Here is a 15,107-nt window from a genome sequence, read left to right on the forward strand (position 1 = left end):
GGTCTACATTCCCATCAGTTTCAACATTCCAAAAATCACCCGCCCGTCAGGACACCCTCAAAGGCCAGTTTGAAATCGGCTTTTGTCTGGCCGTCCTCATTGTAGAAGGGAAGCCCTAGAACGCCATAATCGCGGCCTTGGAATATGGTCTCAAGACGTGCATGATTTTTGATCTCGGAAAGGAAATCTTGTTTCCAGTCATCTTGCGGTCGTAGATGAGCGCCCTTGGGTTCGACGAATAGTTGCAGGATCGTGCTGGCATCCGCGCCCTTCCTCCGCAGCAAAAGAACAAAATCGGGTTCGAAGGCGCGACCGGTCTTAAAGTCAAATATCTTAACCGCCTTCTCGTTCCGCAAAAGATAGAAGTCATCATAGATCTCACGAAGCCGCGCTTCTTGATCGTGCATGAACTTGATGAAGTGCTTTTCTTGATCCGTCCCATAGCTGTCGTCGTAAGCGTGCCAGTCCTTACCGCGCAAGTCGATCTGATTCAGCCCTGGCACATTACTTTCGGCCCAGCTTAGCCCTGTCTCGCCTTCGACCCGGAGTTTCAGAACCTTGTCCGTGAAACGGTCTTTGATGGGATAGGGCTTGAAGTCCTTGGTCCCAATGTACTCGACACTTTCGCGTTTTACGCCGCTTTCGATCTGGTGCAGGACGTATTGCGCGATGTCCAACTTTTGCCGTGGAGTAAGGTTGTTCAAGTCGTCCGGCAATCCGCGCACACTGACCGTGACACCGCCCAGATAGGTGTCAGAGGTGACAAATTGGGTGGCGCAGGAGAGTTGCGGAAAATAGGTCCGCAAATTGGCGAAGTGGAAGAAGTCGTTGGCATCCATCGCAAAGCCCAAAATGGCCCTGCCAAAATCCGCCAGTTTAAAATCGCGAGACACGGGTTCCTTGCTCGACGGTTTCAGCGTCAACTGTCCACCTCCGAATGCAGAGGCTTCAGTCACCCGACCTGTCATCAAGCTCGGATAGGTAAAGGAGCCTTCAATCTTGTAGGCGTCCAGCCCCGCAACACCGTCACGCGGGTTGCGCACCCGATCATTGACCCAGACATGATCCCGCTCATAAAGGTCAGTCTGTTTGAAGCTGTCCTTGAGCCGCAGCCGCACCGTCCGGGCGGTGTCGTCCAGCATCCCGGTTTCGCGCAGGGCGTTTCGGATGTCTTGGATGTACTTGGGATTGTGGGAACAGTGGTAATGCAGTTCCTCCAAGATGCGCAGGGGCGTGTCCATCGCGCTATCGTACTTGCGCTTTTCCCGTGCCGCGTCGGGTTGATCCGGGGCCACGAAGGGGAAGTACCGCGCCCCGCGTCCGATCAACTGGGCCTCAGCCATCGTGGTCTTGCCGACCTTATTGGCCTTGCCGTCCCGCGTGTCATAAAGGCGCACAATGTCGAACAGGTTTAGCACATCCCAGCCTTCATTCAGCTTATCGACGGCAAAGATCACCCGAATCTCGTTGTCGCGGTCTTCCAAGGCATTGAGTTCGATCTGTCTGTTTTCCAAGTCCTTAGGGTTGTTGACATTCACCACCTTCTCGGGGGCAAAGTCGCCCTGTAGCTCACGGGCGAAATCCGCGCCGCTCATGGCCCTTTCTCCCATGATGTAGGCGAAGGCCCGCGAGAGCGTCTCATCGCCCTCAGAAGCCGCTCTGAGCGCGTCCAGCGCCTCGCCCGTCAGTCCCGCCACCATCGCCGTGAAGGCCGCTTCGTTGTCGGCGCTGTCCTTGATCGTCTTGGACTTCATCAGGATCACCGGCTTGCAATGCAGCCCATGCGCCTCGGCCACCTTGCGGCGGTACTGGCTCAAGACCATTGCCTGCATCATTCGTTCAACGGGCGGCAAATCGGCCTGCCGCAACTCGATGTCCTTGGAATAGCCGTCTTCGCGAAACTGCCGCAGGGAATAGTCATAGAGTATCTTGTCGGCATACTTCGCCCGGATCGCCTCATGGCTCAGGTCCACGGTCGCGGTAAACTCCAACAGCATGTTCTCGGGGTGCTGGCGGAAAATCTCGGATATCGTACCTTCCCAACTGGCCTTGTCTGCCTTTTCCCCTGCCGTTAGCGTTTTTTTAGTCTCGGCGTTCAGGTGGTGCGCTTCGTCCGAGATCATCACCACCTTGTAGTCGCGGAAATCCTCAATGGTGACGGCGTTCTCTTTAGGGGCCTGCATCCGCGTGTGCAGCCCTTGGATGGTGGTGAAGTGGATGTTGATCGCATCGCCCGACACGGCGTCGAAGGTATCCACCGCGCGGATGTCCACGGGTTTGTCGTCAATGCGGATCGTGGGCGCGAACAGGTGCTTGGCCGATGCGGGATTCAAAAAGTTTTCCTTGGTCTTCTCGATGATCTGGGCAGAGTTCACGAAGAACAGGAAGTTGCGATAACCGCGCCGGTAGAGGTCGAGGATCAGCGCCGCCATCAGCACCGTCTTGCCGCTGCCCGTGGCCATGTGGAACAGCAGGTGCGGGGCCTTGGGGCGTCCATCGTATTTGTCGATGTAGAACAGCCAGCGTTCCAGCGCCGTGTGCTGATACGGGCGCAGCGCGATCTGGGGCGCAAGGTTGCCGGTGATGTCGTCGGGTATGTCTGCTTTCAGCGCCCCATACTTGGCCAGCGCGTCAAACTCTTGGGTCAGGGTCTGGCTCATTGGTCCAGCCCATAGAAAGAACGGGTCGCGCGGGCGTCTTCGTCCGAGATGTCGAAATCCGCATCGCCAAGTGAGCCGAGATTGACATAGAGGTGGTTGGCATCAAGGCAGTCCATCAACACGCGCTTGGCGTCTTCCAGTGGAAGCGTGGCGAAGTCGTCGCTGTCGAAGCCACTTGGGTCCACGTCATAGCGGAGATAGCCAGTAGCTTGGATGTCGGCATGGGTGTTTTGCAGCGTGGCCATGTCCGGGGCCGCTTCGATCCGTTCCGCAAAGGCGGAGTTTGAGGCCGCGAGTTCGGCATAGACAAACGATCCGCCGCCTTGCCATTCAACGGCTTTGGAAATGCCACCCTGCTCCCCTTCGACGACTTTCTTTAGGCGCGAAGCGGGCAACTCAAGAATGTAGTCCATTTGCTCCACGGCGATCCATCGACGGCCCATCTTGTGCGCAACCGCTGCTGTCGTTCCTGAGCCGGAATAGAAATCCAAAACGATCTCGCCGGGATTGGTGGCGATGTGGACAATGCGTTGCAGTAATCTCTCGGGCTTCGGTGTGAAGTCAGACGCTTCGTCCGTGCCTACGATTGCATTCAACTCTTTCTTAGCTTGTTCATTTGTTCCAGCATCTTGGTGCGCCCACCATGTCGATGACTGAATACCGTTTTCGTCTTTAAGGTACTTCTTGCGCCTCGGTTGATTGTTTCCATCTTTGCCGAACCAAAGGCGCTTCTCTTTCTCAAGAGTGCGATATTCATCTTCAGTTACTTTCCAGCAATACCCCTCTGGTGGATAGAACCGGTCGCCTGACGGTGCAGTGATCCAATACATCTGGTTTTCACGGCCCCACTTGCCGTTCTTCTTTTGGTTCTGGGCAGTAAAGTCTCGATGAACCCACGGGCCTTTGGGGTCATTATCCGGATTTTTGTACTCAGCGCGCTGCTTATCAGTCATGGGCAAGCGGTTGGCGCTTTCTTCAAAGATAGTTTTGAAGGTGCCGTTTGACCGTTTGGTTGTTCCTTGCTCACGGGCAAAGACAAGAATGTTGTCATGTGAGTTGCCCAAAATAACTCGGTCGTCAGGTGAAGTTCTCTTTTGCCAAGCAATGTGGGCTACAAATTTCTCCCGTCCAAAGACCTCGTCCATCATCACTTTCGCATAATGGACTTCCGTGTCGTCGAGTGTGACGAAGATTGCGCCATCACGGGTCAGCAGCGACTTCGCGACTTCAAGTCGTCCTTTGAAGAACGTCAGCCAAGCGGAATGGTTGAAACGGTCATTGTACCGAAATCCGTCATTTCCGGTATTATAGGGCGGGTCGATATAAATCAGCTTCACCTTACCCGCATAACGCGCTTTCAGCGAATGCAGCGCCAGCAGGTTGTTGCCCTTAATGAGCAGGTTGTCGTCCTCTGAAACTTCGCCCACGGGCTTGGGCACGCCCGCCGCCACTGCCTCGGCATCCCAGCGTTCCCACCCGGTTAGCACCTTGGGTTCAAACAGCCGCGTGATGTCGTCCGGGGCCAGCGTCGTGTTCCAGAACACCTCGTTCCGGCCCCGGTCCTCTTTGGTCATGCCACCTTCCAGCACGCAATCCTTGTAGGGCCACGCCAGCACCACGTCGCGCGACTGGCTCAGGTAATCGCCGCGCCCGTCCGTCAAGCCGATGCGGTTCTTGAAGGCGGTGTAGCTGTCAGGCAGGAAGGCTTTGTTGGACACGAAATCCTGAAACTTAACCTTGTCGAAGACCAGCGCCCCCGCGACCTCGGTGAAGAAATGGGCCTTGATCGTGCCGGACTGCATCAGCAGTTCCAACAACCTCGCATCCATGTTCAACGCGGCCTCGATCACCGCGTTTTTGAGGATCGCTCCATCCGCGATGAACGCCTGTTCAGCTTGGAGTAGAGCGGTCAGGTCATCGAGAAGGTTCTGCATGGATGGACGCCTCAGTAAAATTCTTTTCCCCCTTTTGACTGATGGGAAGGAAAAGATCCAGCGCCACCTCGACTGCGCTATACCTCGCAAAATAAGGGGACTGGCTTCTTGTATCGTGGTCAGGGAGCCTACCGTGGAAGATGCCTCCTCACCTCAGAAAGCAAGCTCAGCGCCATGTGGAACGGCAGGATGAACAGGAACGACGCCGCCGACGAAATCAGCCCACCTTCAACCAGTTTAGACCGCCCGAGGTACTCGATGCCTCGGGACCGTTCCGGAAAATCTGACAGCGCGAGCATCACCGCAATTTCCGCATCTGACATCTCGAACCACTTTGCCCGTGCGCTCTTTTCCCGGAACTCGGCGGCCTCTTTCCTAACCGCCAGTTTCCGGGATTCCGGGAGCCGATGGAATGCGATCAGGGCGCAGCCCCGCCGTGTCGCAGCATATGCCGCGCCTAGGTCTCGTGCATCTTCGTTGCTGATCCCAATCACGCGCCCACGCACGACCACTTCGCCGGGATCGTTTTCCGGAAATTCTCTGACATAGACGCGCAGCCCTGTGTAGAAAAACGCGACCGCGCTCATTCCGACACATACCCAGTAACGTTTCATGCCCATCAGCCTATCCCAGTTTTCCTTGCAATGTTAACTCCTTTAACATAAAGTGAACAGAGTAAGAACAGCAAGCAATGTTTTGTTAAAACAAAACGCACACGCAGTCGCCTGTGGCTCAGATAGTCGCCTGCGGCTTCGATTTCCGGACAGGTCCGAGGAGCGAGAAAATGCGCGAGAACATCTTGGCAATCCGTCTCAATGATGACGAGTGGAACCGGATCGCAGACATGGCGGGGTCGGTTTCACTTCCCATGTCCAGCTATGTCCGGTCATTTATTCTGACGCAGACGCCGCCCAAGCCCAAAGCCTCGGGCGTGACCGTCGAAGCAGTAGCGGCGCTGAATCGCATCGGTGCGTTGCTCAATCAAATTGCCCGTGTCGGCAACTCATCGAATAGCTTTTCGGCGGCTGAGGTCGGGCGGGTGACAGCCGCGCGAGAGCGCATTCTTGAAATTGCAACAGACCTGAAAGGGGATTGATCATGACAACCGAAACCGCAATGGCACGGACCATCACTCTCGTTTTCACTGGCATCTTGATGATGATGATCAGCGGACTCGTCCGGGGTCTGATCTACGTCGCGGACGCACCGCGCCGCCGCCGGGTGGCCCGGAAAGTTGCCGCCGGAGACGATCAGAGATGATCGGAAAAACCCGGAAAGGCGACAACTTCGGCAGGCTCATACGATACCTGACAAAGGAAGTTCGGGGTCGGCTTCTGGCGCTCTACAATCTCGCGTCAGACAGCCCCGAGGCGGCGGTATCTGAAATGACCGTTGCGGCGGCGCAGAGCACCCGGACAACGCAGCCCGTCATGCATATCTCAGTCAGCTATGCAGAAGGGGAGCGACCCACCCCGCAGCAGATGCGGGCGGATGCGCGGCGCGTCCTGAAATCTCTTGGCTTGTCCGAAAATCAAGCGGTGATCATCGCACACGATGACAGAGATCACCCGCATTTTCACATCGCTGTAAACAGGGTCGGGCCGGACGGCAAAACTGTTTCCGACAGCAACAGCTATGCAAAGATTGAGAGCGCGTTGCGCCGGATCGAGGCGGAGCGCGGATGGACCGCCGTCGAAGGGCGGCACGCCCCCGCCCCGGAAACGGGAGAGCGGATGCGTGGCCATCGGCGCAGCCGGGAACCATACCAGCCGGACGTGCCGGAACGTGTCCGGCAGGCGCTCCTGACGGCCACAAGCTGGCACGATTTGCACAGGGAAATCCGTGCCGCCGGGTGGGAGTTCGAAATCGTACAAAAAGGAAAGGGAAGCGGGGCGCTCCTGACCGGGCCGGAGGGTCAGAAGGTAGGCGCGGGGCGGATCGACCGGGCGGCAACGTTGACGCAACTCCGGCGGCGGCTTGGCCGTGATCCCGAGCAGGTCAAAAAAGCGCGTATGCGGGCCGCACGGGCCGCGAGGCGGGAGCTTGGCAGAGCGGCAGGCATGGCTGCGAAAGCCGCGTTCGCGCCATTCCTTGCACCGGGATTTCAATCGCACCATCGCCCGCGCCGGGAGCCGAGGCGCGGCCTTCGCGCTCCGGGTCTCAGATAACAGGATCACCCCATGGCACGGATCAAGAAAGCCGCCACGCCGGAGAATGAAACAGACCTGCCGCCTGCCGACGATATCAGGCGTTTCATCATCTACGCGGGCGATCTGATCGAAGCGCAGCAGCGCGTCACAGATGAACTGACCGCCGCGCGGGAAGCCCTGACCGACGTGTCTACAGGATATAACCGCACCTCACGCACCCTTGCGAAACGCGAGGCTGAGGGCGTCACTGTTCATATCGGAAGCGATATCGACAAGGCCCGCCAGAGCATCGCGCTGGCACTCACCGAGCCTTTGGCACGGGCCGAGGCTATCGCACGAGAAACCCGGATCACCGCGTTCCTTTCCGGCCTCACCGGCGCTGCAATCGGCGCGGGGGGCGTTGCCGTTCTGCTTATTCTTGATCTGATCTGACGGGGGGTCATCATGCGAAACACAGACGCTATTCGCCGGTTTCTCGATGCAGCCACAGTTGCCCGCGATCCACTCGACGCGACAGCCTGTCGAAGGGCGGCGGTTTGGCTCCGGTGGTGTGACGCCTTCGGCGCGACGATGACCGACGACGAGACCGGACACCTCGCCCAGGGCAATGCCTTGGGCGAGGCTGCCCGACAGCTTATCCGCCGTCTTTCGGAAGAGTTTCCCGCGCCGCCCGAGGATGCGGCCCTCACGTATCTCGATGACGACGAGGGAAGCGGCTGGATGCGGAACATCCCCGAGGCTACCGGAGCCGCGCAAACGGCCCGGCGCAGGGAGGCGGAGAACGAAAGGCCCGAGGTTCAAGACCCCTTCGGAGACATGGAACCGGGCCTTTAATACGAGAAAAACCGGGGCATTGCCCCGGTTTCCCGATCCGCTTCTCAGCAGAAGTACTCCCCGCATACGCGGGAAAAACAGACTGCCATGGGTTCACCCATACCAATACTGTTGGTTCATCCCCGCGCATGCGGGGAACAGTCGTCACGTCCTGCAGAACGCTAGACCATGGACCTATCCGCGCTTCCACGGAAATGCATCTCGTTATCATCACATCGGTTCATCCCCGCGCAGGCGGGGAAATGTGATCGAGCTACAAGGCCCATTCAAGCCGCCTGTACGGCGGGTAACATAAGGATCAATCGAAACCGACCCTATTGAGCGCAAGATTTCTCTATGCCGCTTGTGCTCTCTAAGCCGCCTGTGCGGCGGGTAACTAGAGTGGGCAATTTGTCGCCCTCTCATAGTATTCATGTATGCGCCGAAAATTCAGATACAAGAAAAAAACTTACGCATTCTCATGAAAATTTTGCGGGAAGCCATACACCCGTGCGAGCGACATCACAGTCATGACGTCCTCGCGATTTTCCTCGTCGAGTGAATGGAATAGCTGCGACAGACGCACGGGTTTATCGCAGATCGCATCTCTAATGATTTTCGCAGAACCCGATTCGGGGTGCTCCTCAATATGCGCAGTCAGGCGAGCGAGTGCAGCATTGTATTTTTCGTGTGACATGGGTTCTCTCCGTTCAATCTCTATGCGATCTATGCGCAAATTTCCGGTGCGCAAGAACGTTTTCTGTCAGCCGCCCCCGACCGGGGGGCGGGGGTTTGAATTGCCGCCCGTGGGTTTCGGGACGCCGCCGCCCGTAGGCTTTGGCTCACCGCCGCCCGAGGGCTTCGGAAGCCCGCCACCACCCGGCGCGGCACCCCCGCCGGGCGAACCTACGGGAAGCCGCGCACCGGGGCGCACAGGGGCGACAGCATACGTATTGGAGACGACTTGATCACGGTCCCCCATCCAGCGCAAAACCCGCGCCGGGAGTTCTGTAATCAGGCTGAACGACCTTTCGAGGAGCACGACGTAGATCAGCGCCATCAGCACGGCGTAGCCGATGATCGCGACAAATCCGAATGTGAAATCGCCGCCGATGACGCCCTCAACGGCGTAGAAGAACCCTGCGGACAGGAGGGCGTCCGATACCCGGAAAATCACCATTCCCGCGATGAACCCGAAAATCATCAGCATGGGAGTAAATGCCAAGGTCAGCATCAGCAACCAGCCGTTCCGGCCCGCCTCGCCGCTGATCCCTTCGCCGTCCATTCGCATGTGTGACAGCGCAAAAAGATTGATTGCGATGACGGCTTCAATCACGACGAGGAAATACCCGGTGACGCCGAGGAGCCAGAAAATGAATGGCATGATCGGCAGCACGAACGAGAGGACCACGCCCGCGCCGATCATCGCTGTGATAATCGGTCCGAAAGAGACCGCCAATGCCCCGCCGGTGGCGAGGCCCGCCAGCGTAGAAACCCCGATCAGCGCGAATGCGAATGTGATCAGAAATTTCCCGATGGACGTGAGGCCGATCATCGGATCATCGGCGAAATTTCCCGGCTCCAACGCAGAGAGGAGAATTCCGTGAAGATTCGTCAGCATCGCCTGCGCACCGGGGACGCGATCCCAAATCGAGTCCGCCGCATCGCTGTTGATTTCCGCCACCGTCGCGGCGTCGAGAGGAAAGCCGAGCGCAGCCAGTTTCCCGGAACTCTCTGCAAACTGTCGGTCATAACCCTCAAGGGTGCGGGTCATTTCAGATGCCGCAGCCATGCCCTCCACATCATCCGCCGACACATACGAACCGAGGCCCAGCCATTTCCGCCCGGTTGCGCGTCCACCGGCTTCTTCGAACAGGTCTTCGGGAGATGCCGAAAGTTGCGGCCCATCGGTCTCCGGCCTCGCCTCGATCACGGACGACAACCTGTTATTCAGCCGCGCCAGCGTGATGTACCACGTCCCCGCGCCGATCCAGCCTTCTCCGAGACAGTCAGGGCCGGTGCAGTCCGCATCGCCCCTGATGCGATCTAGGAGCATGTCGCGCCCGTCATCTGCGCCGGACGCTTCAATCGCCGCAGCGCGAAGTTCAACCATAAACTCGGACATTGCGCCGTTCGCATCGCGTGTGATCCGGGCAATCTCGCCGGACACATCGGCCATGTCTCGGCCATTCCGCGCATCCTCAAAATGCGTTCCGGACAGCGCAGACATTTCGGCGGCCACAGTGTCGATCAGAACTGCGTGGCCCGTGCTGAACGCCTCTCGGAGCGCGGTTCCATCAGCGCCGAGATCAGTCAGGTATATAGGCATGTCCGGCGTCTGCCAGCCACCGCACAGGCCCGGAAAGGTCTTGGCATCATCGCCGGGGTGGGTGATCGCGGTTGTCACTGCGATGCTCTCAGGCGGCGCGTATGAAACAAGCTCACCATTCCGCCGCAGAACCTGAACACGCGCGCGGGAACCGTGGCCGGGCGTGACACTTTCCATTCGGTGATATCCGATCACCGGGCGCGGCTTTGAATTGTCGGCAGCATATCCACTCGCGATATCGAGTTGATACTGCACGAGCTTCATGCACCCCGCGTTCGCGTACAAATCCCGGATCAGCCCCGGCGAAACGCTGGGGGCGCTGGCGGCGAGGGGGATATCATCAGATATCACCGTTTCCGCCGCCGCCGTCCACACGAGGGACGCCGAGGCCGTCGCCCCTTTAACGATGTAGGCTATGCCTGCCTGCCCCAGATTGTAGCCGCCGAGGCCGGGGAGAGGGATCAGGAGGCCGACGCCGAAAAGGACACGCAGCGGCGCCCACAGGGAGGACCAACGTTTCCCCAGAACCTCCCCTTCATGTGCGCTCTGCATGACGCCGACCGTGACATTGTAAAAAAACAGCACACCGCCTACGGCGACACATGCGAAATTCAGATATCCGATGATTTGAGAAAAAACCGTCGGTCCCGACGCACCCGCCGCCGAGGGGAAGAGCGGCCCGAAAATTTCATGGAGAATGACGCTCGAATAGGCATCGCCGAACTCCGTTCCGAACCCGTCCCAGAACGTCGCCGCAGACGGGTCAGCGGCGAGAGCCGGGGAGGCGATCAGCATTGCGATCAGAACAAAAAGGTATTTCATGACTGGCTCCTCACGCGGCGGCGGCTTGGGTATTATCGGCGGACATTGCGAAAATCTGGTCGATTTCCTCGTCGTCACCGGGCGGCGTATACCCACCTTCGGGCATCAGGATCGCAGAGGGCGGCAGCACGTCGGGCATCCCGAAATTGTCGCGGGCTTTTTCAGCCGCCCGGCAAAGCTGAGCCTGCGCGAGGTCTTTCAAGTCCGCGTCACGCTCAAGCCACCGTGAGAGCATGTCGCTCTGCCGCCGCGCCTCTTCCTCATCGCGCTGTACCGCGTTGAGGCCGTGGAAATCGCACAGATCGAGAGCGCGAGCCTTGATAATTGGGCGCAGCATCTCAATCGCAACATCCGTCACGGCGTCCGGCGTCGTCGTTGCTGACTGCCAGTCTCCGTCGAACTCGTCGTCTACGATCTGGACGATAGCCGCGTTGCAGAACGTCCTGGCATATTGCCGCGCCGCCGTTTTCGCGCGGACGATGGCCGGGCGAGAGACCGGCATCTTGTTCATGCGACCGACCTCAAGTCGCGCGGCATCCGGCGCAACATCTCTGGTCAGAACCGCGAGGTTTTCGACGAACTCCCGGACCCACGCATAATTTTTCAAGAGGTCGCCGGGGTGGTTCACAAGTTCACCGTCATCGTTGCGCTCTTGGAGATACCGGCCCACAGCAGCTTTCGCGTCAGCATGTTGCTCATGGATCGAAAACTCGATGCGAACGAGGTTCGGATCAATGTCCTCCTCCGCAGTTTTCCCCTTCGCGAAACGCTCGAAATCCTTTTCGTAGACTTTCACTGAGACATCCCCGGACCCGAAATACATCGTGCGCCCCTCCTCTTCGGACCCCTTGTACGTGGGGGCTTTCATCTTCCGGGTCGCGGCCATTTTCACAGCCATATCGTCTATCTCATCCCACAGCCCCGCCGCGGAGATATCGAATGAAACATCGACACGTGCGACGTTGACCGGGCCAAGTCGCCGCAACAGCTTCGGGGCAAGTGTTGCGCACGTTCCAGACGATCCGGGCAATTCCATAGACGGCATGTTTGTCGCATGACCCGCGCGGATCGTGACCACACGCACATTGTCTGTCGGATCAAAAGAGAGCTGCGTGGCCCCATGGAATCCGTCCGTGCCGCGCCCGACGCGGAACGGGCGCAGGCATTCCGCAGTCGCAACGGCGAACAGGTGGTCGCGGGCGACGGCCTCCTCATACTCGCCCTGCTCTACGTCCGCCGCCGTAATCCCGTCCTCGGTCTCGAACGTACCGATCCGCCGCCCTGTACCGTCGCGACTGTTCGGAACCGAGACAGTCAGATAGTCGATGAAAAAACGATGGAGGAATGCCTGCATCTCCGGTGAAGTTACTTTCTTCCGGGACGCGCGAGGGGGGTGGTACTTTGCGGCAGGAACCCCCTTCGCACCCTCATTCTTGATGGAGTTTTTCTCTTTGTTTTTAGGGTTATGCCTCAAAGTGCCACCCGTCTTACCACACGGGTGGCTTTTGGGGTTCTCCGAGGCGCGGGCGAGGCCCGCTTCACTTGAGGATTTCTGGATGTTTTTAACGGTCACAGCCAGTCACTTCCTTGACTGTCCGTCTCGCACCACATATTTAATTGCTACAGGTTGTGTGATGGAAACGAACGTTGCACCTACGTCGGACGGCAATCCGGCGACGAAAAAGACCCCGCCGCATTCGCGGCGGGGTTTTCTTTATGCTGCTTCCTTGATGGTAGCTGTTCCCGACCTCAGGGACGCTTCCCACTCAAGGATTTCCTGAACGTTCCACCGAGTACAGCGGGCAACGAGCTTATAAGGCGCGGGGAAACCGTTCTCCCGATCCCGAGACATGCGCCAGATCAAGTCAACGCTACAGCTAAAGTGCTGTGCCACCTGTTTGACCGTGGCCCAACCAAGGTCCGGCAATTTGTCCTGTGCTTTGGTGTCCTGCATGGGCTACCCTCCTGTGTTGAGAGGAAGGTAGCCAGCCACTTTGCGCGGCGCTAAATGCCCGAACTAAATTATTTTCAATGCAGTTCGGGGATGCCCTAGGTTTGCAGTGCATCCCTCACTTCGACAATCTTATCAGCTATCCTTTTATCCGACCTTATAGGTAAGCCAACGGTCTTACAGGGATCGGAGATTGCGGCTTTGACGAAACGAAGCGTAGGCCCGCCATACCCATCGTCATTCTTCGATCGCTTGAGGTTGCCACCATTGGCCTGCCAGATTGCCAGCATCGCTTCGAAAAACTGGTCAAAGTCCCTGTCTCCTTGCCCCCCCTTCGGCGCAGCTTCCAACCCCGTGCCCTGAAACGCTCGCTGCCTCTCCTGATGCATAAGTTCCTCAACGAACATGTATTCGAGGCTGCGCAGCGTATTCAGGACATCATCTACAGAGAACTTTCTGATTGTCCCGTCCGGTCTATCGAAAACGAGGCGGGAATCTCGCGCTTTTTCAATCTTGCCCCGCAGCTTGCGAGCCTGCCTCTGGATGTCCTCAACAAGTTTCCCTGCCGCGTCTGGTCCCATATGCGCCCCTGAGAAATTCTTCTTGTTGTGGATAAATGCTGATGCGTAGTTCGCCGCGACCACGAGAGACCGATGGATATCAGTTTCCTTGCAGCCTCGCCCCCGAAGCTCGTTGGTCATAATCGCAATATTTGATTCCGAGAAAAACTCTCGAATATCCAATTCTTCGTAGAGTGGCTCCGACTCCATCAGGAAATCTTCGCCCTCAACTGCTTCCTCATTCATGTGACTTGGCCCTGTTCGATCATTTCCAACGCATCCGCGAGGATTGACAAAGCCTCCTCTTGGGGATCGCGCTGGTTCGTCATCATCTTCATCAACTTAATGTACACATGTGCGGACGCACTGACACCTTCGCGTTTCAAGGGGTCCTTGTGGGCCAAAATTTGGTCGACAACAAACGCGGAAATCTTGAGGCTGTACATCAGAGTTGACGCCGTTCGCCTCAGATCGTGGCGATGCCAATCGCGTGTTCCCGTCGCGGCGAACATTGCTTTTTGAAAGCGCGTCAAGTTCCCCAGCTTTCCGCCCGCAGAGTTCGGGAAAACTAGGTCTGTGGGTTTGGCCTTGCTCCATCCCGGCAGGCTTCGGAGGATGTCCAAGGCTGCCCCAGACAATGGGAGAGATTGCCCGCGCGATTGCCCCCTTGTGGCCTTCACAACTGGTTTCCGCCATACGCCATTCAGCCTATCTAAGTCCTGCCAGCGCATCGAAGCCACTTCATTGAGCCGGGCAGCGGTATAAAGAATGAATCGGAACGCAATCGGCCGATAGTCATCATTGGGAGATGTTGTCATCTTTCCGATGACCGGAGCGGGATACTTCAACAGCGGCAGTATGCGCTCCAGTTCATCCTGCATCAAAACCCTCGATCTCTCTCCTTTGATCTCGGGATCGGACGACGCCGGATCGTGAATTTCATCCATACTCGCCACATCGAGAGCCACAGGCCGGGCCGCCCCAACTTTGTTGAATGCCTTGCGGCCTGCCGCCCAGTCCAAGACGGGACTAAGGTATAAGCGGGCGTGGCTGGCCTGCCCGTTTGCAGTTGTCTTCCCATCACGGGCAGGCTGATAATTGTTGATCGCGGTAGCAAAAGCCTTCGACGAAATACTTTCGACGGGCTGATCCAAAAGACTTGCGAATACGGTTTCGATAACTCGACCGGCTTGCGTCCGCTCAGTTTTCGGACCCGCACGCTGCCATATCTTCTTCGTGCGAGATGCCTTCTCCCTGTACTCTTCGAGAAGCTCTCGCAAGGTTAGACCATTTGCCTCGGTAGCCTGACGCAGACTTCGCTTCGCTGCATTGACGTCCTCACCATTTTTGATGGCAAGACGGTTCTCCGTCGCCCGTGTTCGCGCCTCTTTAAGTGAGAGATCTGGGTACTTCCCCAGGGTGATTGTTGTCACCTTGGAGTTCGCACCCCTTGCCTTCAAGATGAACGTAACGGCCCCATCGGGCGAAACCCTCGCCTTCAAGCCGGTTGTGACCGCATCAGTCACCTCATAGCGTTGCCCGGATCGGGGCTTCAAATTCCTCAAGTAAACCTCTGAAAATTTGACCTTCGACATTTATCCTCCCTCTGGGCTACACATGGGCTACAAAAACCTTTCTATTCCAAGCCCCCTTGAGCCACAACAAGCCATTGTGGGCCACAAGTCGGAATTTCTTAGGATATTGAAAAACAAAGTGTTTTTGAAGTTCAGGCCAATATCCAAAGGCTTCCCCGGAGGGGTTGCGAGAGGATTGAAAATCCTCGTGTCGGTGGTTCGATTCCGCCCCCGGGCACCACTATCTCCAACAGCCTCACCCATCTCCAACCCAATAGCGTTCAGCGCTCGCCGAGCCCATGCCGCCGGACAGC

At 57.6% G+C, this 15,107-nt stretch carries 14 protein-coding genes; 5 read left to right on the forward strand and 9 right to left on the reverse strand.

The window, feature by feature from the left end:
* Positions 1-35: 35 nt before the first annotated feature.
* The 3 genes from ACO07J_RS23340 to ACO07J_RS23350 form a co-directional block, all read right to left on the reverse strand.
* Positions 36-2,660, reverse strand: coding sequence for a DEAD/DEAH box helicase family protein (locus tag ACO07J_RS23340; protein ID WP_422033529.1), 2,625 nt, complete (start codon positions 2,658-2,660; stop codon positions 36-38).
* Positions 2,657-4,594 (reverse strand): DNA methyltransferase, encoded by a 1,938-nt coding sequence (locus ACO07J_RS23345; RefSeq protein ID WP_422033531.1) that lies wholly within the window; start codon positions 4,592-4,594, stop codon positions 2,657-2,659. Before ACO07J_RS23345 ends, ACO07J_RS23340 begins: the two co-directional genes overlap by 4 nt.
* Positions 4,595-4,722: 128 nt before the next feature.
* Positions 4,723-5,214, reverse strand: a complete 492-nt coding sequence (locus tag ACO07J_RS23350; RefSeq protein WP_422033533.1) for a hypothetical protein — start codon at positions 5,212-5,214, stop codon at positions 4,723-4,725.
* 164 nt (positions 5,215-5,378) lie between these two features.
* On the opposite strand from ACO07J_RS23350, the gene ACO07J_RS23355 reads away from it, so the two are divergent.
* The 5 genes from ACO07J_RS23355 to ACO07J_RS23375 all read left to right on the forward strand — a co-directional run bounded on the left by ACO07J_RS23355 (position 5,379) and on the right by ACO07J_RS23375 (position 7,578).
* Positions 5,379-5,690 (forward strand): plasmid mobilization protein, encoded by a 312-nt coding sequence (locus ACO07J_RS23355; RefSeq protein ID WP_422033535.1) that lies wholly within the window; start codon positions 5,379-5,381, stop codon positions 5,688-5,690.
* 2 nt (positions 5,691-5,692) lie between these two features.
* On the forward strand, positions 5,693-5,854 hold the full coding sequence (locus tag ACO07J_RS23360) for a hypothetical protein (protein ID WP_422033537.1): 162 nt from the start codon (positions 5,693-5,695) through the stop codon (positions 5,852-5,854).
* Positions 5,851-6,762: a relaxase/mobilization nuclease domain-containing protein gene (locus ACO07J_RS23365; protein WP_422033539.1), complete on the forward strand. Its 912-nt coding sequence runs from the start codon at positions 5,851-5,853 to the stop codon at positions 6,760-6,762. The genes ACO07J_RS23360 and ACO07J_RS23365 overlap by 4 nt, the downstream gene beginning before the upstream one ends.
* Positions 6,763-6,774: 12 nt before the next feature.
* On the forward strand, positions 6,775-7,176 hold the full coding sequence (locus ACO07J_RS23370; protein ID WP_422033541.1) for a hypothetical protein: 402 nt from the start codon (positions 6,775-6,777) through the stop codon (positions 7,174-7,176).
* A gap of 138 nt (positions 7,177-7,314) precedes the next feature.
* Entirely contained in the window at positions 7,315-7,578 is a 264-nt protein-coding gene (locus tag ACO07J_RS23375) for a hypothetical protein (protein ID WP_422033543.1), read from the forward strand.
* Positions 7,579-8,026: 448 nt separating this feature from the next.
* Here the strand turns inward: ACO07J_RS23375 and ACO07J_RS23380 are convergent, their stop codons facing one another.
* The 6 genes from ACO07J_RS23380 to ACO07J_RS23405 all read right to left on the reverse strand — a co-directional run bounded on the left by ACO07J_RS23380 (position 8,027) and on the right by ACO07J_RS23405 (position 14,814).
* Positions 8,027-8,254, reverse strand: coding sequence for a hypothetical protein (locus ACO07J_RS23380; RefSeq protein ID WP_422033545.1), 228 nt, complete (start codon positions 8,252-8,254; stop codon positions 8,027-8,029).
* A gap of 66 nt (positions 8,255-8,320) precedes the next feature.
* Entirely contained in the window at positions 8,321-10,708 is a 2,388-nt protein-coding gene (locus ACO07J_RS23385; protein ID WP_422033547.1) for a DotA/TraY family protein, read from the reverse strand.
* Positions 10,709-10,718: 10 nt separating this feature from the next.
* Positions 10,719-12,281: a hypothetical protein gene (locus ACO07J_RS23390; RefSeq protein ID WP_422033549.1), complete on the reverse strand. Its 1,563-nt coding sequence runs from the start codon at positions 12,279-12,281 to the stop codon at positions 10,719-10,721.
* Positions 12,282-12,422: 141 nt separating this feature from the next.
* Complete coding sequence (locus ACO07J_RS23395; protein WP_422033551.1) at positions 12,423-12,662, reverse strand: helix-turn-helix transcriptional regulator; 240 nt, start codon at positions 12,660-12,662, stop codon at positions 12,423-12,425.
* Between the two features lie 95 nt (positions 12,663-12,757).
* Positions 12,758-13,465, reverse strand: a complete 708-nt coding sequence (locus ACO07J_RS23400; RefSeq protein ID WP_422033553.1) for a hypothetical protein — start codon at positions 13,463-13,465, stop codon at positions 12,758-12,760.
* On the reverse strand, positions 13,462-14,814 hold the full coding sequence (locus ACO07J_RS23405; protein WP_422033555.1) for a tyrosine-type recombinase/integrase: 1,353 nt from the start codon (positions 14,812-14,814) through the stop codon (positions 13,462-13,464). Before ACO07J_RS23405 ends, ACO07J_RS23400 begins: the two co-directional genes overlap by 4 nt.
* Between the last annotated feature and the right edge of the window lie 293 nt (positions 14,815-15,107).

This window comes from Roseovarius sp. (assembly GCF_965228755.1).
Lineage (GTDB): Bacteria > Pseudomonadota > Alphaproteobacteria > Rhodobacterales > Rhodobacteraceae > Roseovarius.